Origin of the sequence: Collinsella sp. AM20-15AC (assembly GCF_003471405.1) — a bacterium.
GTDB lineage: Bacteria > Actinomycetota > Coriobacteriia > Coriobacteriales > Coriobacteriaceae > Collinsella.
The window spans coordinates 17334-41799 of sequence record NZ_QRJA01000010.1 but is presented as its reverse complement, the minus strand read 5'-3'; the positions used below and the strand labels follow the sequence as shown (position 1 = coordinate 41799).

Here is a 24466-nt window from a genome sequence, read left to right as displayed (position 1 = left end):
CGCAGATTCGCCCGAAAGAGGAGGGAAGCGTACTTGGGTACGCGACCGACGATTGAGGGCGAAGGTGCGGTGGCTGGGAAAGCCGCAGGGATTAGGCGTCTAAGAAACGTGCGTCGTGGGCGTGCTTCTCGATGTACTCGCGACGATAGCCGACCTCGGAACCCATGAGCTCGCGCACGGCGCGGTCCGCCACCACGGCGTCCTCGATCGTCACGCGCTGCAGGATGCGGGTCTTGGGATCCATCGTCGTCGAGGCAAGCTGCTTGGGGTCCATCTCGCCCAAACCCTTGTAGCGCTGGACGGTATAACCCTTGCGCTTCTTGGTGATCTTGCCGTCCTTGGCCTTGCCGTCCTCGTCGTTATCGTCGGGGTTCAAGCCCAGGCTCTGGATGGTGTCGCGCAGGATCTCGTCTTCGGGCTGGCGGCCGTTGGGATACACGTAGTGGATCTTGTTGCGCACCTTAATGCCAAAGATGGGCGGGCAGGCAACATAGACGTAGCCGGCATCGATCAGCGGACGCATGTACTTGTAGAAGAACGTCAGCAGCAGGATGCGGATATGCGCACCGTCGACGTCTGCATCGGTCATGATGATGATCTTGTGGTAGCGCGCCTTAGCAATATCGAAGTCGCCGCCGTCACCGGCGCTCGTCGTAACGCCGCAGCCAATCGCGGTGATCAGCGACTGGATGGTGTCACTCGAGAACGCGCGGTGGTCGCCCACGCGCTCGACGTTCAGAATCTTGCCGCGCAGGGGCAAAATCGCCTGGATGTCTCGGCGACGGCCGTCCTTGGCCGAACCGCCTGCCGAGTCGCCCTCTACGATAAAGAGCTCGGTCAGCTCGGCATCGCGCACCGAGCAGTCGGCAAGCTTGCCGGGCAGCGACGCCGTCTCGAGCAGGCTCTTGCGGCGGGTCGCTTCGCGCGCCTTGCGGGCGGCGTTGCGGGCCTTACATGCCTGCTGGGCCTTCTTGACGATCTCGCGGGCGGGCTTGGGATGCTCTTCTAGATAATCGGTAAGACCGTCGGTCACGATCTTGAGCGTGAGCGCGCGCATGTAGGAGCTGCCGAGCTTGGCCTTGGTCTGGCCCTCAAACTGCGGATCGGGCAGCTTGACCGAAATGACGGCCGAGAGGCCCTCGCGCACATCGTCGCCGCTCAGGTTGGCGTCCTTCTCCTTGAGCAGGTTCTGCTTGCGGGCGTAATCGTTGATCACGCGAGTGAGGGCGGTGCGGAAGCCCTCGAGATGCATGCCGCCCTCGGGAGTATAGATGTCGTTGGCAAACGACATGACGTTCTCGCCGTAGCCGGCATTCCACTGCAGGGACACCTCGACCTCGCCCATCTTGGTCACGGGCGCGTCCGCATCCGACTTGCCCTCGATGTAGATGGGCTCCTTAAAGGCCTCGGGGACGTCCTTGCCGTCGTTGAGGAACTTGACGAAGTCGATAATACCGCCCTCGTAGCAGAACTCCTCCACATGGGGAGTCGCCTCGCGCTCGTCGGTCAGCATGATCTTGAGGTTCTTATTGAGGAACGCTGTCTCCTGCAGACGGTTGTGCAGCGTATCGAAATCGTAGACGCAGGTCTCGAAGATCTCGTCATCGGGCCAAAAGCTGACGGTGGTACCCGTCGAATCCGAAGTGCCCACGACTTCCATCTTCTTGACGGTCTTGCCGCGCGAGAATTCCATCTCGTAGACGCTGCCGTCGCGGCGCACCTGTACGACCACGCGCTTGGACAGCGCGTTGACGACGGAGATGCCCACGCCGTGCAGGCCGCCCGAGACCTTGTAGGCCGAGTTATCGAACTTACCGCCGGCGTGCAGGATCGTCATGACGACCTCGAGCGTCGGGATCTTTTTGATAGGATGCTCGTCGACGGGGATGCCTCGCCCGTTGTCGACGACCGTGATGGAGTTGTCGGCGTGGACCGTCACCTGAATCTCGGTGCAGAAACCGGCCATGGCCTCGTCAACGGAGTTGTCAACGATCTCCCACACCAGGTGATGCAGACCGCTGGCGCTCGTCGAGCCGATGTACATGCCCGGGCGCTTACGAACGGCCTCGAGACCTTCGAGGATCTTAATCTCGCCGCCATCGTAATCGTTTTCGTTTGCCACACGTCCTCCTTCAGTTAAGAAAATGTGTACAGCCTTACTAGTTTATCGTAAAAAAATACCCTCGGGAACGAGGGTATTTGGCTCTACAAGGCCACCAGATGCGATTTAAGGCTCTTTTTTGCTTTGCACGCCCTTGGCCCACTCGGCACTGGCTCTCATGGCGTTCTCGAGGGCCTCGCGCAGTTTTTGGTCTTCGATGGGTGCCACTTGGCGTTCGATCTCGCCGCGCTCGGCTTCGCTTAGATCGGCGCGCGGGGCCGGCGGACGCTCGGTCACGGCCGGGCGCAGGCGTTCCTTGGCGGCAGGCGGCGTGTGGCCGGGTGCGGTCGTCTTGAACACCAGGCCGTCCACATGTGCCCCGGCGCGTTCCATGCGCGCGCGGATGATCTCGCGCAGCAACGTCATTTCCTGCGTCCACGAGGGCGAGTCGAGATACACCAGCAGCTCATTGGACTCGGGCAGGTAGCGCAGTCCCGTCACATGCCGCCCCTCGCGCGTGCCCGAGCACACCGCGTTCCATGCGCGATAGACCGCGCGCGACTCCTCGGCGGCCTCCATCTGCGCACGGCGCTTAGGCGTTGCAGCCGCCAGGATGCGCTGGCGCTCTGCGTTCAAAAAGCCACTGAAGGCGACCGTCTCGCTCTCGCGCTCGTAATTAGCACGTCTCACCCATGCTCACCACCTTGGCTCGATCAAGCAGGTCATCGGTAAAGTACCCCAGGTTGGTCGTGGTTATGACCGTCTGGATGTCATCGCCGATCAATTGCAGAAAGGCACCGCGCCGATCGCCATCGAGCTCGCTCATCACGTCGTCCAACAGCAACAGCGGCGCGGTGCCCAGGATATCGCGAGCTACGGCCACCTCGGCCACCTTCCAGGCCAGCACCAGCGTACGCTGCTGGCCTTGGCTGGCAAACGAACGGGCAGATCGCCCCGCCACGGTAAACTCGATCTCGTCGCGATGCGGGCCCACAAGCGTCACGCCGCGGCGCAGCTCCTCGTCGGCGCGCTCGTCGAGGGCCGCGAGCATATGCTCGTACGCCCAGCCCTTAAGCTCCTCGCGGCAATCGGCCTGAGGCAAATCCCCCAATGTGGACACATAGGAAACGCCTGCGTCCTCACCGGACGCCACCTGCCCATACGCGGCGCGCACGTGGCCCGCCAGTCGGTCGAGCAGGGCCAAGCGATGCACGAGCAAGGCGGACCCGGCTCGGGCGATGGAGTCATTCCACGCACCGAGCATCTCGCGGCAGCACCAGGTCTCCTTGAGCAGGGCGTTGCGTTGCGTCACACAGCGTCCATAGGCGCTCGCCAGATCGGCGTAACGCGCGCTCAGCTGCACGCCAAAGTCGTCGAGGGCGGCTCGGCGCACGCTGGCGCCGCGCTTGACCATATCCAGATGATCGGGACAAAACAGCACGCTCGGCAAAACCCCGCGCACGCCGGCGGCCGAGCACCTCTTGCCATTGCGGCTAAACGAGCGTTTACCATCTTCCACGGCCAGCCCCATATCGAGCACGCGACCATCGCCCTCGAGCCTCAGCTCGACCTTGCACGAGCCTGTGCCGTCGTGCACGAGCTCGGCAGCGCTGGGATGCCTAAACGAGGCGCCGCTCGTCAAAAGCTGCAACGCCTCTATAAGGTTGGTCTTTCCTGCCGCATTGGGCCCCGCAAGTATCGTCACGCCTTCGTCCAGGGCAAGACGGTAGCTATCGAAGCTGCGGTAGCGCGCGACGGAAAGGTTGCGGGCAAACATGGTCATAGCGCAGTGCTAGATGCGAACCGGCATGACCAGGTACAGGTAGTTGATCTTGTCGTAGGACTTAAAGATGCCCGCCTGCGAGTAGCTCTTGAGCTCCAGCGTGATCTCCTTCTCCTTGGACAGGGCATTAAGGCAGCCAAAGATGTAGTGGTAGTTAAAGGCGATGGTGCCCGACTCGCCCTCGGCCTCGACATCGATCGTCTCCTGCGCCAGATCCTGGTCATTGGAGATGGAGGACAGGCCCATCTGGCCGTTCTCGACATCGATTTCAAACTTGACGGCGGGGTTCGCGCTCGCGATAACGGCCACGCGCTTGAGGGCGGCGTTAAAGGCCGCCACATCGATCTTGACGCTCGTCACGCACGAATCGGGGATGAGCTGCTTGTAGTTGGGATACACGCCCTCGATACGGCGCGACACGTAGGTGGTGTTGCCGGCCTCGAAGACAACCTGGGTGTCGGTGGCGCCGATCATAATGGTCGCCTGGCTGGCCATGATGCTCAGGGCGTCGTTGAAGGCGTCGGCCGGAACGTTGAGCTCAAAGGAGCCCTCGAGGGTCGAGGTCTCGACCTGGGTGTCGCATACGGCCAGGCGGAAGGAGTCGGTTGCCACCAGGCGCACGGTGTTGTTCTCGACCTTCATATGCACGCCTCCCAGGATGGGGCGGGCCTTATCGGTCGAAGTGACGCGCCACACGCGGCCGACCATCTCGGAGAGGATATCGGTCGGAAGCTCCACGGCGCTCTCGATGGCATAGGCCGGGAACTCGGGGAAATCGTTGGCGTCGAGCGTGTTGAGGCGGAAGGAGCTCTTCTCGCATCCAATCAGCACCTGACGCTCCGAGAGCTCAAAGGTGACCGGGGCATCGGGAAGGGTCTTCGTGATGTTCGAGAGCATCTTGCAGGGAATCACCATCTCGCCCTCTTCTTCGACATGCGCCGCGATGCGATGACGGATCGAGATGGTGTAGTTAGAGGTCTGGAATTCCAAGATGCCGTCTTGCGCCTTAACGAGCACGCCCGACAGGATGGGAAGGGTGGATGCCGAAGCGACACCCTTCATAACGACGCCGATGGCTTGTGTAAGCGAGCTCTGGCTGACGGTGAACTTCATCTTTTAATACCTTTCTATAGATATAAATATCTTAATAATAGTAATAGCACTGACGAAACTGTTGATTACTCCCAAAGACGCAGGTCAGACCCAAAAAGAGAATCGACAGCAACCTGTGTGCAACGAGGGTGGTTTTCCACGTTCAAAACCTGCGCAAAACTTTTCATCACCGCGGGTTGGGTTTTAGACACCTTATGCCCGTGGTTTCGACAAGTTTTCAACAGGTGTCTCTATTTCCCTACGAGCGCAGTGTAATTTTATCGCGCAGCGACTTGAGGTCTTCGGTCACGGTGCGGTCTTCCTGAATCATCTTCTGGACTTTTTTGTAGCTCGTGCTGACGGTTGAGTGGTTGCGGTTGCCAAACTCCGCGCCTACCGCCGTGGTCGTCATCTCGCACATTTCAATGGCCAGATAGATGGCGATATGACGAGCTTTGGCTATGTTGGCGTTGCGGCGCGGGCCGATGAGCTCCTCGTGCGTCACGCCGTACTGCTCCTCGATGACAGACTGGACCGTCTGCACGTTGATCTTCTTGGCCGATGTGTCGAAGTACTGGCTTGCGATGGCATCGATGTCGTCGAAGCTGAGCTCGCTGCCCTCTCGCTCGCGGTCTCCCGCCTCGCCGGCGCAGCGCTCGCAAAAGCTCTCGAGTTCGCGGATGTTGGTTCCGGAGACCTCTGCCATATGTTTAAAGTGCTCGTCGGTCAGGTGCCCGCTGTCGCCGCCATAGGCCGCCAACAGCGAGTCGTCGCCCGCCTCGGGCGCGGCGGCTATCGTGTTCTCGTAGTAGCGCTGCAAGATCTTGTATTTCATCTCGTAGCTGGGCTCTGCTACCAAGCAGAGCATGCCGGCGTTAAAGCGGCTGGTCAGGCGCTCGTCCATGCTCAGGTCTTTAGGCGCGCGGTCGGCCGCGATGACGACTTTTTTGTTGTTGCGGATAAACTCGTCCATGAGCTGGAAGAAGTAGTCCACGCTCGCGCGCTTGCCGATGATGTTTTGAATGTCATCGATGATGAGCACGTCCACGCCGTGATACGCCTGCATGATCGGTGCGTTGCTTTTCTTTTGGCGATCGAACTCCGTCATCAGGTCGTCGAGGTATGCCTGCGAGTTGGCGTACTTCACCTTGATCTCGGGCGACTTTTCGGCAAGCTCGTTTTTGATGGCGAGCAGCAGATGGGTCTTGCCCAGGCCCGATTTGCCATAGATGAACAGGGACGTGCAGGTGCCGCGCTCGTCCGCGAGTGCGGCGAACTTGAGCGCCGAACGGTAGGCGTGACTGTTTTCGGGGCCGTAGACAAAGTTTTCAAAGGTGAATTTCGAGTTGGCCGCGAGGGGCGCGCCGTCGGTGTTCTGCTCGACCGGGGCCGTTGCCGTCGGGGCGCTCGTGGGCGATGCTGTGGCTGGCTTTGCGCTCTTTGCGCCGGTCCCACCCTTCATCTGGTTCATCATGCGGCGGAAATCATCGGCCGAAAGCGTGTTTTTGATCGCGATGCCCGAATCCTCGCCCGGCGTCGTGTCGTGTGCGATGGGCATATGTGTGACAGCGGCCGCAGGCGTTGCCGACGCCGGCGCAGCGGGCATGGTTTCACGGGAAACATCACCGGTCTGGTGTTCGGCCGCCGGCATGGCAGCGGCCACGGGTGCCGCCGGGGACACGACGGATGCTGCGGCCGCGGCGTTATCTGCCGTGGCGCCCTGCGGTGCCACGATGTCGAGCGCAATCGGCGCAAAGGCGATCTCTTCCAGGTACGCCTCGATAGTCGGCTGATGCTTTTTGAGCTGAGCGATGGCAAATCGCGAGGGCGCCTCAATTGTCAAGGTGTCCTCGGTCAAGCTCACGGCGCGCGATTGCCCCAGCATGTTGATGAGGCGCGCATCTTGGCCGTCGCGCTGGCAAAAGGCGATGGCATCCCCCAGGATGATGCTTGCTTCCTCGTCCACTGTCTCTCCCGTTCCTTAACTTTGGGCCTGTACGCGAGCGCTTCCGACTTCGGTCAGATGGTATTTCTGCCCATGTTTGATTACTAAGCCCGCCTGCGCCAAGTCGTTGAGCGTGCGCGACCAGGTGGGGGCGGAGTTTCCATATGCCCGCGCCAAGTCCGTCGCGCCGCACTCTTGGTGTTGGGCCAGATATCCCAATGCGGCGTTGCCGCGTTCGCTTACAAACACGTCCGACTGCGGCTGGGCATATTGATTCGCCGCATTAGGATACATCATTTGAGCTGCTGGTTGTTGAGAACTCTGCATGGGCGGCATCTGCTGTTGAAAACTTTGCGTCCACTGTTGGTAAGGCTGCGGCGGCATCTGCTGGGCCCAGGGGTTGTACTGTCGTTGCGGCATCTGCTGATACGGCTGTTGGTACCCTTGAGGATATTGTTGTTGATACGGCTGGCCGTATCCTTGCTGTGACATGTATTGGGGCGGATACCCTTGCGGGTATGGTTGGTAACCCGTTTGCTGGCCGCCTGCCATGGCTGCCGTCTGCTGCATGGTGCCGCCGTCCAGGTCTGTCATCGGCATGGCTTCCAGCGTATTTTGCGTCATGGGCGCATACGGCGTCTGGGGATCTTGCGCAGAAAAAGCTCCGGGCTGTTGCATGTGTGCCATGGGCTGCTGCATCTGCTGCGCCATCATAGGCTGCTGTGCAAAAGCGCCGGGCAGGGGGTATGTCGGCGCCTCCGTCTCGGGACGCACGGCCGCCCCTCGCCCTCCGGCGCGCTCGATTTCCTGTACGCGCTTGGGGTTCAGGCTTACCGTAACCACGGTGCCGTTACCCATGTTGTCCTCGATGGACACGGCGCCACCGGCGTTTTCCAGGTATTCCTGCACCATGGGAAACCCAGCCCCAGTCCCGCGAATGTATCGCTTCATGTTGCTGTTTGCGCTGGTCACGCCAAAGTCAAACGCGCGCTCCTTGTCATCGATGCCCGGTCCCTGGTCCGCGAATCGGATAGTGTCGCCGCCGTCCAGGATCGAGATGATGGGCTCTGCAAAGTGGGCGTGGATAAAGTTTTCGACAATCTCGCGGATAATCATGAGCGAGATGTGCCCACCCTGCTCTTTCATGCACTGGTAGACGGTATTGGTCGTCTCTTCCAGATAGGTGCGCACGTCCTGCGGCTCGATGACGATGACGCGCGGTGTCGACAGCATGTCGTCATAGACCGCTATGCGTGCGGCGTACATCGCACCCGGCGCCTTAGCGGCGGCCTGTTCTTCCTCGCCACGCTCTTCGCGCACGCCGGTGATGTGCTCGTTGTCGGGTGCCGGGTCTCCGGAATCGACCATGGTGTAAAAGTCGTCAGACATGCCGCTCGCAATCTTTCAAAAGGTTTCGAACAAATAGTAGCTCACCGTGCAATGTTTCTCATCTTTCGACAACTTTTCAAAACCTGTTGAAAACTTTGGAAAACTGGCGAAAAGTTCTCAACATTGCCAACATGACCTGTTGAAAACTCGATGAAATATCGTGAAAAGTTGTTATGCGCCGCAAAATCCAGCTGAGCTTATGGGGGAACCGTGTGAACTACGCAACCTTTTACCTTTGATTTCTTGACATTTGAACATTGATTTCCCTACAATCTTCAAGCTCACGTGTCTATATCTGCGTCCGCGCTCCCGCGGACACTCGAAATGCAGCAGGAGGAACTTAAGATGAAGCGTACGTATCAGCCTAATAAGCGTAAGCGTGCCAAGACCCATGGCTTCCGTGCCCGTATGGCCACCAAGGGTGGTCGTGCCGTGCTCGCCCGTCGCCGCGCCAAGGGCCGCAAGCGTCTCACTGTCTAGCAGCGATACACACATCTCGCATGAAGACTATTAAGTCTCGGCAAGATTTCGAGCATGTGTTCAGTCAGGGGCGTCGTTTCAATCACCCTCTGATTCGAGTGACCATATGTGAATCGGTTGGCGAAGGCGACTCCGGAAGGGTCGCCTTCGTTGGTGCTAAACGGCTCGGTTGCGCAGTCGTGCGTAACCGTTCTAAGCGTGTGATGCGCGAGGCCGCCCGCAGCTGCGGATTTCCCGTTGCGGGTTATGACATCATCTTGTTCGCGACTCCCAAGACGAGGATTTCCTCGCCGCAGGAGATGGACAAGGCGTTGCGTTCGCTTATGAAACGCGCCGGCGTTGCCGGGGAGGAGCGATGAGCAATCACGTTTTGCGACGTGTTGCCATCGCTCCTATTCGCATATATCAACAGGTTATTTCGCCCTTATTACCTGACGCTTGCATTTATTACCCAACGTGCTCGCAATACGCCATTCAGGCGATTGAGCGGTACGGTGTTTTGAGAGGCTGCTGGCTTGCCGTGAGGCGCATCGCTCGCTGCAATCCCCTGCACGTCGGCGGTTATGACCCTGTGCCCTAGCGGGCACTCGCTATCGGAGGAAAACTTACATGTGGGATTGGATCGTTAACATCCTTTTCGAGCTGCTCAAGCTCATCCAGACCTTTGCGGTCGACTGGGGCCTGTCCATCATCATCCTGGTGGTCATCATCCGTCTGCTGCTGACGCCGCTTATGCTCAAGTCGACCAAGTCGACGGCTCGCATGCAGGTGTTGCAGCCCAAGATGCTCGAGATCCAGGAGCGCTACGCCGACGATCCCCAGCGTCAGGCCGAGGAGATGCAGAAGTTCTACAGCGAGAACAAGTTCAATCCGCTGTCCGGCTGCCTGCCGCTTCTGATTCAGATGCCCATCCTGATTGCCCTGTTCACGCTTCTGCGCAACCTGCCGCAGTACTTTAACGAGGGCACCTTCTCGTTCTTCAACATCCTGCCCGACCTGACCACCACGCCGAGCGCCTCTTTTGCCGATGGCTTTATGGTCGCACTGCCTGCGTTGATCTGCCTGATCCTCTTTGCCGTCCTGACCCTGATTCCGCAGCTCTATATGTCACGCAATCAGACTGGCCAGCAGGCGCAGAGCATGCGCATGATGGCTGTTGTCATGACCGTCATGATGCTCTGGATGGGCTGGAGCCTGCCCGTCGGCGTTCTGCTGTACTATGATGTGTCTTCTGCCTGGCAGGTTATCCAGCAGATCTTCGTGACGCAGAAAGTTATCGACAAGGCTAAGGCCGATGAGGAGGAGCGTCTTAAGAACGCCCCGCTGCAGGTTGAGGTCACTCGTCGCGAGAAGAAGCCGCGCCCGCACAAGAAGAAGTAGCGGGATATCAATCTTATTTAGGTACCTAACTTTTGGAGTACGTTATGTCTGAAGAGATCATCGAGGATATGCTTGAGGAGGTTGCCCCGCAGGTCGCGGGCGATTATCCCGAGATTGCACAGCGCTACAAAGCCGGTGAAGAGCTGACCGACGAGGAGCTCGACACCATTGCCGATGTCGCGATTTCCATCCTGCGTTCCATCCTTTCGCACTTCGATGCCGCCAACTCTCCTATCGATGAGTATGAGGGCGACGAGGGTGAGCTGATTCTGGATGTAACGGCTCCCGACCTTGCTGTTCTCATTGGCCGTCATGGTCGCACCCTTGATGCCCTTCAGGTTATGTTCTCTTTGCTAGTGAGCCGCAAGCTTGGCTTTAGGTATCCGGTTGTAGTGGACGTCGAGGGATACAAGAGCCGCCGTCAGGACAAGGTTGCCTCCATGGCTCAGTCTGCAGCCGAGCGTGCCATCCGCACTCATAAGAGTGTTTCGCTTCCGCCCATGAACGCCTATGAGCGTCGACTGGTTCACATTGCACTTCGTGGCAATGATGCCGTCGATACTCATTCTGAGGGTTCTGACCCTGATCGCCATGTGGTGATTGTTGCTCGATAATCTGCTCGTGCTTATGCTAAGGGGACGTGGTTTCCACGTCCCCTTTTTTTGTCAAAAGTTCTCGATACACTGATTTTTGTCAGAAAGGAGCTTTCGTTGTTAGTTCTTACTGATCAGCAGGCTGACAAGATGTTGAGTCGTCTAACTTCTTATTGCAAAGAGTATTCCTTGAGCGTAACTGATGTTGAGCTGAGGAAATGTATTCAGCATTTGGATTTGGTTCTGGAATCAAATAAGACAACCAATCTCACCCGTATTCTTAACATAGAAGATGCTGCAGTGCTTCATATCCTCGACTCACTTGTGTTGCTCCCCTATATCAATAAGGCTCCTGAGGGAGCTTTGCTCGATATGGGAACAGGTGCGGGCTTCCCAGGTATTCCTTTAACCATAACCACGCATCGTAAAGCTACTTATATTGACTCTGTTGGCAAGAAGGTTGATGCTGTCAATTCTTTTGTTCATGCTCTTGGATTGAAACATGCTCATGCGGTCCATGATCGTCTTGAAGAATATGCTCGAAGCCATAAGAAGCAGTTCTCTGTCCTAACTGCCCGCGCACTGGCTCCTCTACCGATTCTTGTTGAGTATGCAGCTCCGTTCCTCAAGGATGGAGGGCTATTCGTTATCACCAAGGGCAATCCTTCGGATAAGGAGCTTGCTTCCGGCATGTCAGCAGCTAAGATTTGTGGCTTCACTTTGCTTCTGAATGACGCAATCGATTTGCCTGAGGGCTTGGGCCACAGAGAGTTCATTGTTCTTAAGAAGAGTCATCCAGCATCCGTTTCATTGCCTCGTGCAAATGGCATGGCAAAGAAGAATCCGCTTGCCTAGATGTTTCACGTGAAACATAATGGATACTAACAACTTGCAGTGTTTCACGTGAAACATGGCGGTTGATATCGAATCGGAATGTTTCACGTGAAACATCCTCCGTTTGACAGCTTTAATACACATCAGGAGGGACCGTGGGATTTCGCGACGTTAAGCGTTCTAAGAACGCAAAAGACACGCGTATCATTGCAATCATCAATCAAAAAGGCGGCGTCGGTAAGTCAACGACGGCTGTAAACCTTGCAGCAGCACTGGGTGAGCAGGGTCGTAAGACACTGATTGTCGATTTTGATCCGCAGGGAAACAGTACAAGTGGATTTGGAATTGAAAAAGAAGACCTTGATCACTGCATCTATGATGCATTGTTGAATGATGTGCCGGCAGAATCGCTTGTTCTTGATACAAATTGCAAAAAGGTATTCGTAATTCCAGCTACGATACAGCTTGCAGGTGCCGAAATTGAGCTCGTAAGCGCAATTGCTCGTGAAACCCGCCTCAAAGATTTGCTTGAGCCGATTCAGGACGAGTTCGATTTCATTTTCATTGACTGTCCTCCTTCGCTCGGCCTGCTTACTATCAATGCCTTGACCGCAGCAGATAGCGTTTTGATTCCAATCCAGTGTGAGTATTACGCACTCGAGGGCGTTACGAAGCTGCTTGAGTCAATGAAGATGGTCAAATCACGTCTGAACAAGGGCTTAGACACCTATGGCGTGCTTATGACCATGTATGACTCACGTACTTCTTTGTCGAATCAGGTTGTTGAGGAAGTTCAATCGTACTTTGGTGATAAGGCGTTTAAGACACTGATTCCCCGTACGGTTAAAATCTCTGAAGCTCCGTCTTTTGGAGAACCGGTAATTACCTATGCACCTCAAAACAAGGGTGCAAAAGCGTATATGAACCTTGCAAAAGAGGTGATCAAGCGTGCCTAGTGCAAAGAAACGTGGTGGATTGGGACGCGGACTCAATGCTTTGGTCTCAGAGGCTGAGTATGAGACCGGTGGTTCTGCTGCATCTGCTTCAAATGCCGCATCTGAAACAAAACTACCTATTGAGGATATCGTTCCCAACCCTAATCAACCGCGAATTCACTTTAATGAAACTGAACTTCGCGAGTTGAGCGAGTCAATCCAAGAACATGGCGTTTTGCAGCCGCTCTTGGTTCGCAATCATGGAAACGGCTATGAGATCATCGCTGGTGAGCGTCGTTACCAGGCGTCAAAGCTTGCTGGTCTTGAGGAACTGCCTGTCATCATTAAAGATGTTAATGATGAAGAGATGCTGGCTCTTGCTCTTATCGAAAACCTTCAGCGTTCTGATCTGAATCCCGTCGAAGAGGCTAAGGGCTATCGCCAGCTCATCGATGCTAGCGGTATGACCCAGGAGGCATTGTCGAAGGCCGTAAGCAAGTCACGCTCTGCAATTACAAACTCGCTGCGCCTTCTCGATCTCCCCGAAGTAGTTCAGCAGATGATTTTTGAGGGTAAACTTACTGCTGGTCACGCACGTGCGATTCTTGCAGTTCCCTATGAGGATGCTCGAATTCGACTTGCAGAGAAGGTTGTTGCGGAGGGCCTTTCCGTAAGAGCGACAGAAAATCTTGCTCCATTGTTTTCTGCCGGAGAGACGCCTAAGACGCCGCGGCCTGCAACGCCTCAGTCTTTTAAAAAGGCTGCGCGTGTACTTCGTCAAGTATTTAATACCAACGTGCGCGTGAAGAGCTCGCGTGGAAAGAATAAGATTGAGATTGAGTTTAAAGACGAGGAAGAGCTCTCTCGTATTCTTGGTGAAATGATTCAGTTTGATCAAGGAGGCCAAGATGAGGAATAAGATTTTAACTGCGATTGCATTGGTGACGACTGTCGCGGCTGGTGCCTTTGCTGGCTATAAGATCGCGACAGACGATGAACTTCGAGGTCGTTTGCTTCGTGGTGCGCAAGATATTGTCGATACTTCCAAGAAGAAAATGGATGTTATGACAGAAGATGTTGCCATGCGCACTGCTCAGGTAACAAAAAATCCTAAGATTAATCAAGGTTGGGTTAGCAACCAATGGGAAAATGTAGGCTATTAGGTACCTAACAATTACCCTGCATATTTTGAGGGCCCCTGTCTGATTCATGAGACAAGGGCCGCTTTTTTTGTCCGTAAACAATGGGAAAGCTAGCAGCTGGTCCAAAATGGAGGTCAATAAATGAAACGGCCCAGGTTGCATATCTTGCAACCTGGGCCGTTCGATGTTTCACATGAAACGTTTTGGAGTGCGACTCCCCTATGCGTTCTTCTGAACTTTGAAGCGCTGTTTCAGCTGTCCGCAAGCGGCGTCAATATCGTTACCGCGGGAGTTACGAATCGTGGTCTCGATGCCACGGGACTCAAGACGACGCTGAAGGTCCTCAACCTTATGAATCGGCGACGGCTTGAGCGGGCTGCCCTCGATGTCGTTAAGTTGAATCAGGTTAACGTGGCACAGCGTTCCCTCACAGAAGTCGCAGAGTGCCTGCATCTCGGGATTCGTATCGTTGACGCCTTCGATCATGGCATACTCATAGGTCGGGCGGCGGCCAGTCTTCTCGGTGTAGAGCTGAAGCGCTTCGTGAAGGCGAAGCAGCGTGTACTTCTTAACACCGGGCATGAGCTTATTGCGCGTCGACTGGATGGCGGAATGCAGGGAAACGGCAAGCGTGAACTGCTCGGGGATGTCGGCAAATTTGCGAATACTGGGAATAACGCCGCTGGTAGAGACGGTGAGGTGACGAGCGCCGATACCGATGCCATCGGGGTCGTTGAGGATTCGCAGCGCCTTGAGAACCTCGTCGTAGTTGGCAAACGGCTCGCCCTGGCCCATGAAGACAACGCTTGTGGCACGCTCGCCAAAGTCGTTGGATACATGAAGCACCTGGTCGACGATCTCTTGAGCGGTCAGAGAGCGCTTGAGGCCGTTGAGACCGGTAGCGCAAAAGGCACAGCCCATGCCGCAGCCTGCCTGGGTGGAAACGCAGACGGAAAGCTTGTTACGACGGGGCATGCCGACAGTCTCGACGGAAATGCCATCGTGGTACTCGAGCAGATACTTGCGCGAGCCATCTTTGGAAACCTGCTTGGTGAGTTCAGTCGGCGTATCAAAGGCAAACGCCTCTTTAAGCTGCTCGCGGAAAGCCTTGGGAAGATTGGTCATATCGTCAAACGAACAAACGTTCTTCTCAAAGACCCATTCGATGAGCTGCTTCGCGCGGAAGGCGGGCTGGCCAAGTTCGGCCACGAGCTCGCGAATATCGTTTTGGCTCAAGTCGCGAATGTCCTGAGATTTAGTCTTGGGATTCATGGAAGCCTTTCGATTTTGGGGAAACGTAGAGGGTATCGCTACAATATGGTATCAGCTGCAGAAATTATAGAGGAGGAGTCTGCCCATGCCGGGTAAAAGCCTAGAGAACATGCACGTAGCGGTCTTGGCGGGCGGTCATTCCGCCGAGCGCGAGATCTCGCTCGATTCGGGAAAGAACGTTGTGGTGGCACTGAAGGAAGCCGGCTACACCTCGGTGGAGCTGCTTGACACGGCCGCTGATGACTTTATGGTAACCATGGCGACCGGCGGATTCGATGTGGCATTTATCGCCATGCACGGCGCCGGCGGTGAGGATGGCGCCATGCAGGGTGCCATGGAGACCCTGGGTATCCCCTACACGGCCTCGGGCGTACTTGCCAGCGCCTGCGGTGCCGACAAGGAGGTCTCTAAGCTCCTATACGCCAAGGCGGGCATTCCCATTGCCCCCGGCCTTGCGCTCGAAGTGGGCGATGAAGTCGATATCGATCACGTTGTCGAGGTCTGTGGCGAGCGTTGCTTTGTGAAACCGGCCGTCAACGGTTCCAGCTATGGCATTTCCCTGGTCCACGAGCCCTCCGAGCTGCCTGCGGCTATCGCCAAGGCGTTTGAGTTTGGCGACAAAGTGCTGGTCGAGAAGTGTATCGAGGGTACCGAGATCACCGTCGGCGTATACGGCGAGGATGACGTGCGCGCCCTGCCGATTGTCGAGATCCGTAAGCCCGAGGACTGCGAGTTCTACGATCTGGACGTGAAGTATGTCGACCCTACGGACATCCATCGCATTCCGGCGCAGATTTCGCCCGAGAACTACGCTCGTGCCCAGGAGCTTGCCTGTGCTGCCCATAAGGCACTCGGCTGCCTGGGTATCTCGCGCAGCGATTTTATCGTGAGCGAGGACGGCCCCGTTATCCTCGAGACCAACACGATTCCCGGCATGACCGATACGTCGCTGTATCCGGATGAGATCCGCCACACCGACGACATGACGTTCCCGCAGGTCTGTGACAGCCTGATCCGTATGGGTCTTCGTCGAGCGGGCATTGCATGCTAATCGAGGACGCGGTTTCGTCAGGAACGCCGCAGTTTGTCATCGACTCCTATGCCACGCTTGCCGAACGCGCCAAAACGCAGTCCTTCGGCCTTATCGAGGAAGATGTGATTGTCCTCGATACCGAGACCACGGGTCTTTCGGTGCAGGACAATGAGCTGATCGAGATCTCGGCGGCCCGTCTTTCGGGCCGCGAGGTCGTCGACCGCTTCGATACCTTCGTGCATCCCAAGCAGCTGATTCCCGCCGAGATTACCGAGCTCACGAGCATTACAAATGCCGATGTGGCAGATGCCCCGTCGGCCGTTGAGGCCGTCGCCGCTCTCGCCGATTTTGTCGGTGGTTGCCCGGTGATCGCACATAACGCCACGTTCGACCGCTCGTTTATCGAGTCGGTCAAAGGCGGCGTCAACGTGAGCGATATTTGGATCGATTCGCTGGCGCTGTCGCGCATCGCGCTTCCGCGCCTGGCCTCGCACAAGCTGTCTTTTATGGCCGATCTGTTTGGCTGTGACTCGGTATCACACCGTGCCAATGCCGACGTCGACGCTCTGTGTGGCGTATGGCGCGTGTTGCTCGTGGCGCTCACCGACTTGCCCCAGGGCCTCATGGCGCGCCTAGCCGACATGCACTCGGATGTGCCTTGGTCCTATCGTCCTATCTTCTCATTCTTGGCAGGGCAGAACCCTGGTTCTATCTTCTCTCTCAGCGCCGCTCGTGCTGACGTTCTCAAGGCCGATCGCGCCGACGATCGGGTGGACGCCGACGAACTGCCGGTCCTCAAGATGCCGAGTCGTGAGGAGATTGAGGCAGACTATGCGCCAGGTGGCCTGGTCAATCGCATGTATCCCACCTACGAGCCGCGTGATGAGCAGATCGCGATGGCGCTCGAGGTCCGCGATGCGCTGGTCACGGGCACTCATCGTGTAATTGAGGCGGGCACGGGCGTTGGCAAATCGATGGCCTATCTGGTGCCTTTTGCCGAGGCAGCACGCCGTAACAACATCACGGTTGGTATTGCGACCAAATCGAACAATCTTGCCGACCAGCTCATGTACCATGAGCTGCCAAAACTTGCCGAGCAACTGGACGGTGGTCTGTCATTTTGCGCTCTCAAGGGGTATGACCACTATCCGTGCCTGCGCAAGCTCGAGCGCATGAGCCGAGGCCAGGTCGAGATTACCACCAAGCGCGATCCGGCGGACACGCTCACGGCGGTCGCGGTCATTATGGCGTACGTCTGCCAATCAGCCGATGGCGACCTCGACTCGCTCGGCATTCGGTGGCGCAGCGTCAACCGCCCCGACTTTACGACGGCCTCGCGCGAGTGTGCCCGTCGCCTCTGCCCGTTTTTCCCTGATAAATGTTTGGTCCACGGTGCTCGCCGTCGTGCGGCGCATGCCGATGTGGTGGTCACCAACCATTCCCTGCTGTTCCGCAATGTCGCGGCTGAGGGCAGGATTTTACCCCCGATTCGTCATTGGGTAATCGACGAGGCCCATTCCATCGAGCGCGAGGCGCGCCGCCAGTGGGCGCGCGTGGTGTCGGCGGACGAATCACGCGTTCTGTTTGAGCGCCTGGGTGGCTCGAGCACCGGCGCGCTAAGCCAGGTTTCCCGTGATTTGGCAACCTCCGAGGGCTCTACGCTCTATTTGGGCCTTACTGCCAAGGCGACGTCGACGGTTGCGCGCGCGAGCATGGCAATCGCCGACGTGTTCGATGGCGTTCGCGAGCTCGGCCGCCGTGCCCGTGGGGGTTATGACAATGCCAATCTATGGATTGGCCCCGAGTTGCGCGAATCTGACGACTGGCATGATTTCTTACAGTCGGCCTACACAGCCATCGACGCATTGGAACAAGCTGACAAAAGCGTCGAGGCGCTGGTGCAAGCCGTCGCCGCCGACAAGCCCGAGGTTGTTGTCGACCTGGGTGATATCTCGCGCCGCCTGCACGAGCTGGTCGAGAACCTCAAACTCATCATTGATGGCACCGATGAACACTACGTATATTCGCTGCAGGTCAATCGCAGGTTGCGTGCCGGCGGAGAGTCAGTGACCGCAGAGCGCATCGACATTGGCGAGGCCTTGGCAACCGAGTGGCTGCCCGAGGTTCACACGGCTATCTTTGCCTCGGCAACCATGACGGTGTCCAAAAGCTTTGAGCACTTCAACCATGCTGTCGGCCTCGATCGCATCGGTGCTTCAACATCCTCATCGCTGCACTTGGACTCGAGCTACGACTTCGATTCGAACATGGCTGTAGTCGTTGCGGGCGATATCCCCGATCCGCGCGATCGTGAGAGCTATCTTACGGCGCTCGAGCGCGTGCTGGTCGACGCCCATCTTGCCATGGGCGGATCGGTGCTCACGTTGTTCACCAATCGGCGCGACATGGAAGACCTGTACGCCCGCGTTGAGCCCAAGATGGCCCGTGCGGGTCTGGAGCTCAACTGCCAGCAGCGCAACTCATCTCCTCGTCGCCTGCGCGACCGGTTTATCAACGAGCCGACCTCGTCGCTTTTTGCGCTTAAGGCCTTCTGGGAGGGGTTTGACGCCAGCGGCGAGACGCTGCGTTGCGTCATCATTCCCAAGCTGCCGTTCTCGAGCCCCACGGACCCGCTCTCGTGCGAGCGCAACCTGCGCGAAGACCGCGCTTGGGCGCGCTATTCGCTGCCCGAGGCGGTGCTCGAGGTTAAGCAGGCGGCCGGCCGCCTTATCCGCTCGTCGACCGATTGCGGCGTGCTGATTCTGGCCGACCCGCGCCTGGTGACGAAGGGCTACGGGAAGAAGTTCTTAACGTCGCTGCCCACGAGCTCCTACCAGCGCATCGAATCGGCGCAGATCGGGCACTATCTGCAACTGTGGCGCGCACGTCACGAGCGGCGGCGCTAAAGCGGACAGACGAGGGTTTTTGCCATATCGCACAGACGCTTTGACAGGGCGGGGTCATCCAAGATGCGGATGGCTCCGCCCGCTGCGATTATCTGGCTCAGTAGCCAACGCTCGGAGCCGTAATGCACGGTTACCGTTGCCGTGTCTGCCCCGCCGCGCTCGATGAGGGTGATGCCGGCCCAGTCCAGATGCTCCGCCATATCGAATGGCATCAGGAGCTTTGCGCTACGCTGCGTCCGGGCAAGGGAATCGTGGAGGGATGCGACGTCCGGTGCGTGAGGCACGACGGAGTCTTCCGTCAAGGTGAGTCCCTCGATTTTATCCATGCGATAGGTGCGCTGCTCATCGACCGCGATGTCCCAGGCAATTAGGTATGTTTGGTCGCCGTTTACCGTAATGCGCAAGGGGTCGACCAGACGCTCGCGTGGCCGCTCATCGTCCATCGAGCGATACGAGATGCGGCAGCGAACGCCGTCCTGAATGGCGCAGCTCAGCTGCTGCCAGTGCGACCCGTGGTTGACGGTGTCAAAGACGCGCTGGTTATAGCCGAGCTCTTCGGGCAGAAGAGCATGTCGAATCCGAGCCGCCGCCTGGGGCTCGATCCCCAACGATTCAAGTTCATGGTTGAGCACAGCGCCCTCGGCGGCACTCAGGCGCAGCGGTAGCACATGCCCGGCGTCACCGGTGAGGACCACACGCTCGCCGTGGCATTCGCAGATGATGCGCGCACCCGATTCTCGGTCCGCGAGCGTCGAGACGATCTCGAGAATCTCGTCGAGCGACACCCCCGTGATGTCAAAGCGACTGCAAATCTCGGTTCGTGTCATGCCGCTCTCGCCGGCGGCGTAGAGGGCCTCCATGATGTCGATGGCGCGCGAGAGTCTCTGCTCGCTGGTGAGTTTACGCACGGGCATGCTCATGCACCGTCCTTTCAATGAGGTGGTTCCACGCCTGCTTGAGCGATTTGGGGGCCATGGGCCTCATGCCGTCCGTGGCGTGGGCCATGCAAAATGAGGCGGCGGCTTCAAGGTCACGCACGTCAACGGTCCAGGTCCATCCCGCATCGGTGTGTGCGAGCTCACCTCGCCCGCGCGTGAGGCCGTTGATCATATCGATCTGCGTCTGAGGGGCGAACGAGAACGTGGCTGCAACGGGCGGTCGGTCGGCAAAATCGAATTCAAAGAACAGATAGTCGTTGAGATAGAAGTCCGCGGGAATGGCGTAGGCCTTCGAAGGACGCCAGGCGCGAACGATACGGTCGCAGCGGAATGTCCTGATGTCGTCGGTGACATTGTCGAGGCCGCAGAAGTACGCCACGCCCTCGCGCTCGAACATGCCGTAGACGCAGACGGTACGTTCTTTCTGCTCGCCGCGTCCGTTCTGATATAAAAATCGCAGCGCGCACCGCTCGGCAAAGGCGCTCCATACCGCATCGACGGTGGGAGAGCGGCGGATCGGTGCTTCGTCCGCCGTCGTCCTGCCGGTGAGGTAGGCAATCTTGGAGCGAATATCGGCAAGCGGCGCGGCAAAGGTGGATGAGCCGGCCGCTAACGTCTGGTCGATGGCGTTGAGCAGGATATCGGCGTCGTCTGCGGTGATGAGGCCGCCTGCAGCAAACGTGTGCTCGCGGTCGATTGTCCACGAGCTTTCCTCGGTCTCCTGCGCACCGGCGGGGCGAACCTCCTTGATTAAGATGCCACGCTCGAGCAGTTTGTCACGATCGCGCCGAAACTTGCGCTTATCCGAGTCGATATTGCCCGAGCCATATCCCAGGTCAGAATCCAAGACGATCTGCTCGGTCGTCAGCGGTTCGGGGGAGCTGTTGAGCACAAAGAAAAGATTGAGGATGCGCTGAGCCGTTTTATCGAAACTTGGCTCCGAATTCCCCTTTTTAATTGTCGCGGTCGCGTCGCTTGCCGTCATAGAGTCCTCGCATGAGAAGGTGGTTTGCTGCCATGATTTTAGTCCGATATGGAGATTAGGCTATATCCTTGTCCGCTCGGGGCGTTAAGATGGCCCGAATTCGGTCGTTTGCGCTCGCTCGGGGTATACTTTCGACTATATACGGTTCTAATGTGCAAGCATTGGGCCTATTTGTCGGATTATGGATGTGGAGCGCACATGGCGAACACCCAGAACTATATTAACCACCTGCTGCAGAACACCGGCATTACGCCGGCATGCAGCGAAGAAGAGCGCTTGGCTGCCGAGGATATCGCTCAGATCTTCCGCAACCACGGCTTTGATCCCGAGGTTCAGGAGTTCAATGCCCCGGCGCCCAGTAGATTGGCATTTGCCGTTACCGGTATCCTTGCGTTTGCCGGCGCCTTGCTGATGGGCATTGGCGGCGGTATCGGCTTGGTCGGCACCTTGCTGGCCATTGTCGGTGCCGTACTCTACGTGCTCGAGCGCACGGGCCACCCCGTGGTTTCGCGCCTGGGTAAGACGGGCGTGAGCCAAAATGTCATTGCCTACCACAAGGCCTCGGGCCCGCTTGCGTCTCCGCGCAACCGCCCGGTGGTCGTTGTCGCACACTACGACTCTCCCCGTGCTGAGCTGCTCGCCCGCGAGCCTTATGCTTCGTATCGTGCGCTCATCGCCAAGCTGTTGCCCGTTGCCACGGTTGCCCCTGCTGCCGTTGCCATCTTGCGTATCCTGCCGCTCCCCGGCGCGCTCAAGGTTCTGCTGTGGATTGTCGCGATCCTCGCTTCCCTCGTTGCGCTCGCCAACGCGGCAAACATCATTTCTAACCGCTACATTCTTCCCTATACGTCCGGCGCGGTGTGCAACAAGTCTTCTGTCGCCGCTATGCTCGGCGTTATGAACAACGTTGCTCCCTTCCAGGGCGAAAACGAGTTTCCCGACGATGTTCCGTTCGATACCTATTTTGGGGAGCAGAAGCGTCGTGCCGAGGAGATGGCGCGCGCAGCAGCGGAGTATGCCGCGGCCCAACAGCAAAACGACTACGGCAATACCATCGAGTATGAAGAGCCTACCTACGCCGAGGATGAGTTCGGTCAGCCGATTGCTCCCGACGCTCAGGCCGAGCCCGAACAGGGTGAGGATTTCGACGAGCAGATCGAGGGCTTTGAGGGTGCGTCTGCCGACGAGACGCTGATTGGCGCCATCGTGCCCGAGGATCAGAATCAGGCTGTCCAGGCCGAAGAGTTCAATGACGAGGTTTCCGCTGCCGAGCCGGCGGAGGAGCCTGTCGCGGCCGAGCCCGAGTCCAAGCTCTATCGCAATGCCGCCGGCAACATCCGCTTTGGTTCGGATGCCATCCGTGCGCTCGGGATGCTTCCCGAGTCGTGCACGCTCGATTACGAGGAGGGCGAGGAGCCGACGTTTGAGCCCGAGCCTGCCCCCGTCGTGACTGCACCTGCGCCCGCCGTCACCGTGGATGATGAGTCTGCCGCGGTTACCGCTGCCGTTGCCGAGCTCGAGGCGGTGTCCGCGATCGATCCCGCGGCAGGACTGGACATTTTGGCCCCCGCCGCGCCGGCGCAAGACGTTGCGGACGAGTCTGACGACGATTACGTTGAACAGCCGAGGCGCGTGTCTTACGAGAGCGATACTGATTTCTCGGCCGAGATTCCCGCGGCAACGCCCCATGCCGATATTGCATCCGCGTTCTCTTCGATTGGCGCCAGCGCTTCCAACTTCTTTAAGGGTGCGCTTGCAAAGGGCAGGAAATTTGTCGACGATTTCGAGGAGAAGCGCGCTGCCGCACGCGAGACTGCCGAGCAGGAGGCTATCGCTCAGCAGCAGGCAGCCGAGGCGGCACGTGAGCGCGCGGCGCAAGAGTTCGAGCAGAACGAGGCTGTGCAGTCCGTGCCCGTCGACGCTGCCAAAGCTACGACGTCCTTTGAGTCCCAGCAACCGGCGTCCGCGGATGTTGTTGAGGCGACGACGTCTTTCGAGGCTCAGCAGCACGTCGATAGCACCATGTCGTTTGATGCCGCGCAGTTCGATTCCACGATAACGTTTGAAAAGCAAGGCACCGCGATTGCCGAGTCCCTTCCTGTTTCCGATGAGCGGGGCGATGCGGCAGACGATGACGAGTCTATTGATGCTGCCGCAATCCAAGATGCCGCCGAGGACGAGCCCGTCGAGGCCAACTCTGACGAAGAGCAATACGCAACAGCCGAGCAAGATGATTCGACCGAGGTCGAGCAGGAGGAAGTGCCTGCGGTTTCCGAGGCTCCCGAGACAGACGGGTCGAGGCCTTACTCCACGCAGATTTTCACCATGCCGATCCCGAGTGGTTCCGGTGCCACGGTTGCCGATGTCGCTCCCACTCAGGACGAAACGGTCGATTCCCTTATGGCCCAGATTTCCTCCCAAGCATCGCCGCGTCCGCAGGTGAATGTTCCCGATCCGGCGTCGGCACCGTCGCCTGCACCCTCCTCGTCTCCGCTGGCTTCGGTCCCCGATCCGTCGCTGCCGTCGATGAAGCAGACAAACGTTGCGTCTCGCACGTCGCTGTTCGACCTTCCCGATCCCTCCGCACAGGTCAACGACCCCTTTGCTACCGCTCAGGGTCCCGAACCCACATCGGCACCCGTTGCGCCTCCTATGCCCGTTGCGTCGGGCGCACAGCCGATCGAGACCATTTCGGCTCCCGCCCCTGCGGCACCTAAGTCTCGCAAGCGCGGCCTGGGCGGCCTGTTCGGTCGTAAAAAGAAAAACGAACAGGACAGCATGAGTGACTGGCTGGGCGTCGAAGACGATTACGATGCCAAGAAGTCCGGTCGCGGCATCGGTTCGTGGGATAATTTCGAGGACGATAACGATGGCTGGAAGGGCGGCGCTACGTCTTCCGACGGTGCTTCTTCCGAAGATATGCTCTCGGCTGTCGCTTCTATGGGCGACGATGAGCTGCTCGGTCACGATATCTGGTTTGTGGCAACGGGCGCCTCGGATTGTGATGGCGCCGGTATGAAGGCCTTCTTGGCTTCGCATCGCGATAAGCTCCGCGGCGTCTTCTTCATCAATCTTGAATCCGTCGGCGCCGGTAGGCTTTCGGTGGTGACGGTTGAGGGCGAACAGCAGCTGCTCAAGGGCGATCGCCGCATCATGAACCTGGTCAGCAAGGTGTGCAAGTCGTTCCATGTCGATTGTGGCGCGCTCGAGATGCCCTATGCCAAGACCGATGCCTACGCCGCGCTCGAGGCGAGCCGCCGAGCCCTCACCATCGCCGGCGTGGACGGCACGCGTCTGGCTTGCGCTCGTACCGAGGACGACCTGCCCCACAATGTCAACCCGACGAACATTGCCACGGTATCCGAGGTCGTGACCGAGGTTATCCGCCGTTCGTAGACGGAGCTCTAAGGAGTCAACGTGTTTTCGTATATTAAGCGCCATTGGCCTGTCTACGTGATTTTGACCTTGATTGCCATTGCGTTAGGGTTTGGAGCTGCCTACATCGTGGGCGCGAAGGGCTCGACCCCCGCCTCCGCAATCAGCGAAGAGGTGGAGCAAGAACAGAGCACGGGTGCCGATGGGATTCCTGAGTCCGAGCAAGCAATCGTTGATGGTGGATCTTCGTCTGCAGAGTAGATGCGGCGATTTAAATGACTGA

The 24466-nt window shown here is 58.0% G+C and carries 22 protein-coding genes and 1 pseudogene; 14 read left to right on the top strand and 9 right to left on the bottom strand.

Annotated elements, in window-relative coordinates; all coding sequences use genetic code 11:
- Nucleotides 1-91: 91 nt before the first annotated feature.
- From gyrB to DW233_RS04740, 5 genes are all read right to left on the bottom strand, one after another.
- Complete coding sequence (gyrB, locus tag DW233_RS04760; protein WP_118266985.1) at nt 92-2122, bottom strand: DNA topoisomerase (ATP-hydrolyzing) subunit B; 2031 nt, start codon at nt 2120-2122, stop codon at nt 92-94.
- Nucleotides 2123-2227: 105 nt separating this feature from the next.
- A complete protein-coding gene (locus tag DW233_RS04755) occupies nt 2228-2791 on the bottom strand; it encodes a DciA family protein (RefSeq protein ID WP_118266984.1) in 564 nt (187 codons plus the stop codon).
- A complete protein-coding gene (locus DW233_RS04750) occupies nt 2778-3884 on the bottom strand; it encodes a DNA replication/repair protein RecF (protein WP_118266982.1) in 1107 nt (368 codons plus the stop codon). Before DW233_RS04750 ends, DW233_RS04755 begins: the two co-directional genes overlap by 14 nt.
- Before the next feature lie 9 nt (nt 3885-3893).
- Nucleotides 3894-4997: a DNA polymerase III subunit beta gene (gene dnaN / locus DW233_RS04745; protein ID WP_117629990.1), complete on the bottom strand. Its 1104-nt coding sequence runs from the start codon at nt 4995-4997 to the stop codon at nt 3894-3896.
- A 238-nt stretch (nt 4998-5235) separates the two neighbouring features.
- Entirely contained in the window at nt 5236-6942 is a 1707-nt protein-coding gene (locus tag DW233_RS04740; RefSeq protein WP_118266980.1) for a DnaA ATPase domain-containing protein, read from the bottom strand.
- A gap of 281 nt (nt 6943-7223) precedes the next feature.
- Between DW233_RS04740 and DW233_RS10595 the strand changes: the two genes are divergently transcribed.
- On the top strand, nt 7224-7637 hold the full coding sequence (locus DW233_RS10595; RefSeq protein ID WP_370448036.1) for a PRC-barrel domain-containing protein: 414 nt from the start codon (nt 7224-7226) through the stop codon (nt 7635-7637).
- 118 nt (nt 7638-7755) lie between these two features.
- Here the strand turns inward: DW233_RS10595 and DW233_RS10590 are convergent.
- Nucleotides 7756-8037 (bottom strand): annotated as a pseudogene (locus tag DW233_RS10590) (ATP-binding protein); the annotation flags it as partial.
- A gap of 618 nt (nt 8038-8655) precedes the next feature.
- Here DW233_RS10590 and rpmH point away from each other — a divergent pair.
- The 9 genes from rpmH (at nt 8656) to DW233_RS04690 (ending at nt 13695) form a co-directional block, all read left to right on the top strand.
- A complete protein-coding gene (gene rpmH / locus DW233_RS04730; protein ID WP_019127408.1) occupies nt 8656-8790 on the top strand; it encodes a 50S ribosomal protein L34 in 135 nt (44 codons plus the stop codon).
- Nucleotides 8791-8810: 20 nt separating this feature from the next.
- Nucleotides 8811-9149, top strand: a complete 339-nt coding sequence (gene rnpA / locus DW233_RS04725; RefSeq protein ID WP_118266977.1) for a ribonuclease P protein component — start codon at nt 8811-8813, stop codon at nt 9147-9149.
- Nucleotides 9146-9370: a membrane protein insertion efficiency factor YidD gene (gene yidD / locus DW233_RS04720; protein ID WP_117716213.1), complete on the top strand. Its 225-nt coding sequence runs from the start codon at nt 9146-9148 to the stop codon at nt 9368-9370. The genes rnpA and yidD overlap by 4 nt, the downstream gene beginning before the upstream one ends.
- 29 nt (nt 9371-9399) lie before the next feature.
- On the top strand, nt 9400-10170 hold the full coding sequence (locus tag DW233_RS04715; protein WP_118266976.1) for a YidC/Oxa1 family membrane protein insertase: 771 nt from the start codon (nt 9400-9402) through the stop codon (nt 10168-10170).
- 44 nt (nt 10171-10214) lie between these two features.
- On the top strand, nt 10215-10784 hold the full coding sequence (locus DW233_RS04710; RefSeq protein ID WP_022093802.1) for a R3H domain-containing nucleic acid-binding protein: 570 nt from the start codon (nt 10215-10217) through the stop codon (nt 10782-10784).
- Nucleotides 10785-10952: 168 nt separating this feature from the next.
- Nucleotides 10953-11618, top strand: coding sequence for a 16S rRNA (guanine(527)-N(7))-methyltransferase RsmG (gene rsmG, locus DW233_RS04705; protein WP_233547941.1), 666 nt, complete (start codon nt 10953-10955; stop codon nt 11616-11618).
- Between the two features lie 134 nt (nt 11619-11752).
- Complete coding sequence (locus DW233_RS04700) at nt 11753-12553, top strand: ParA family protein (protein WP_055251322.1); 801 nt, start codon at nt 11753-11755, stop codon at nt 12551-12553.
- Nucleotides 12546-13451, top strand: coding sequence for a ParB/RepB/Spo0J family partition protein (locus tag DW233_RS04695; protein WP_199574584.1), 906 nt, complete (start codon nt 12546-12548; stop codon nt 13449-13451). Before DW233_RS04700 ends, DW233_RS04695 begins: the two co-directional genes overlap by 8 nt.
- Entirely contained in the window at nt 13441-13695 is a 255-nt protein-coding gene (locus DW233_RS04690; RefSeq protein WP_117564012.1) for a hypothetical protein, read from the top strand. The genes DW233_RS04695 and DW233_RS04690 overlap by 11 nt, the downstream gene beginning before the upstream one ends.
- Before the next feature lie 198 nt (nt 13696-13893).
- Here the strand turns inward: DW233_RS04690 and rlmN are convergent, their stop codons facing one another.
- Nucleotides 13894-14946: a 23S rRNA (adenine(2503)-C(2))-methyltransferase RlmN gene (rlmN, locus tag DW233_RS04685; protein ID WP_118266972.1), complete on the bottom strand. Its 1053-nt coding sequence runs from the start codon at nt 14944-14946 to the stop codon at nt 13894-13896.
- An 85-nt stretch (nt 14947-15031) separates the two neighbouring features.
- Here rlmN and DW233_RS04680 point away from each other — a divergent pair, with 85 nt between their 5' ends.
- Nucleotides 15032-15997, top strand: coding sequence for a D-alanine--D-alanine ligase (locus DW233_RS04680; protein WP_118266971.1), 966 nt, complete (start codon nt 15032-15034; stop codon nt 15995-15997).
- Nucleotides 15991-18885, top strand: a complete 2895-nt coding sequence (locus tag DW233_RS04675) for a helicase C-terminal domain-containing protein (RefSeq protein ID WP_118266969.1) — start codon at nt 15991-15993, stop codon at nt 18883-18885. Before DW233_RS04680 ends, DW233_RS04675 begins: the two co-directional genes overlap by 7 nt.
- Here the strand turns inward: DW233_RS04675 and DW233_RS04670 are convergent.
- Nucleotides 18882-19805 (bottom strand): YafY family protein, encoded by a 924-nt coding sequence (locus DW233_RS04670; RefSeq protein WP_118266967.1) that lies wholly within the window; start codon nt 19803-19805, stop codon nt 18882-18884. The two genes, DW233_RS04675 and DW233_RS04670, sit on opposite strands and share 4 nt — an antisense overlap.
- A complete protein-coding gene (locus tag DW233_RS04665; protein WP_118266965.1) occupies nt 19786-20808 on the bottom strand; it encodes a YafY family protein in 1023 nt (340 codons plus the stop codon). The genes DW233_RS04670 and DW233_RS04665 overlap by 20 nt, the downstream gene beginning before the upstream one ends.
- A 198-nt stretch (nt 20809-21006) precedes the next feature.
- On the opposite strand from DW233_RS04665, the gene DW233_RS04660 reads away from it, so the two are divergent.
- Nucleotides 21007-24204, top strand: a complete 3198-nt coding sequence (locus DW233_RS04660) for a hypothetical protein (protein WP_118266964.1) — start codon at nt 21007-21009, stop codon at nt 24202-24204.
- A 21-nt stretch (nt 24205-24225) separates the two neighbouring features.
- Entirely contained in the window at nt 24226-24444 is a 219-nt protein-coding gene (locus tag DW233_RS04655; RefSeq protein ID WP_022094153.1) for a hypothetical protein, read from the top strand.
- The last annotated feature ends 22 nt before the right edge of the window (nt 24445-24466 follow it).